The sequence below is a fragment of the uncultured Roseobacter sp. genome (assembly GCF_947496515.1).
Lineage (GTDB): Bacteria > Pseudomonadota > Alphaproteobacteria > Rhodobacterales > Rhodobacteraceae > Roseobacter.
Window position 1 is genome coordinate 1 of record NZ_CANMDB010000054.1, and the last position, 756, is coordinate 756.

At 56.1% G+C, this 756-nt stretch carries 1 pseudogene; it reads left to right on the forward strand.

The features are described 5' to 3' along the window. Window positions 1-65 precede the first annotated feature (65 nt). A pseudogene (locus Q1A53_RS23340) lies at window positions 66-756 on the forward strand (transposase); the annotation flags it as partial.

Sequence of the window (756 nt, forward strand, 5' to 3'; positions counted from 1 at the left end):
CTGACCCAGCCCCCTGAAATCAGGCCGCTGGGGTGTTAGTAATCCGTCCAAGAAAAGGATGGATAATGAAACGCAGATTTAGCGACGAACAGATCATTGGGATGATCAAAGAGTACGAAGCTGGCGTGAAGGCGCAGGAGCTGTGCCGGAAGTACGGGATCAGCGACGCGACATTCTACAAGTACAAGGCCAGGTTTGGCGGCATGAATGTGTCGGACGCGAAGAAGCTGCGCGCGCTTGAGGATGAGAACAATCGCCTGAAACGGATGCTTGCGGATGCGATGTTGGACAATGCTGCTTTGAAAGATCTCGCGACAAAAAATTACCAACGCCTGATGTGAAGCGCAGAGCTGTGTCGGATGTGATGGATCGGCACGGCCTGTCGGAACGTCGGGCGTGTGAATTGGCCGAGCTGCATAGGTCGGTCTTTCAGTATCAAAAGCGGGATCAGGGCGATGATGCCCTGCGCAAACGGTTGCGTGAATTGGCAAATGAACGTCGTCGGTTCGGGTATCGTCGCTTGGGCATCCTGCTTGCTAGAGAAGGGTTCGAGGTGAACCACAAGAAGCTGTTCCGGCTCTACCGCGAGGAAGGGTTGGCAGTCCGGCGCAGAAGGTCGCGCAAGCGGGCTTTAGGCACGCGCAGACCCATTCTGGTACCGGACCGCGCCAATCAGCGCTGGTCGTTGGACTTCGTGTCTGACGCCTTTGAGGATGGCCAGCGGTTCCGCGTGTTGTGCATCGTGGATGATTGTAC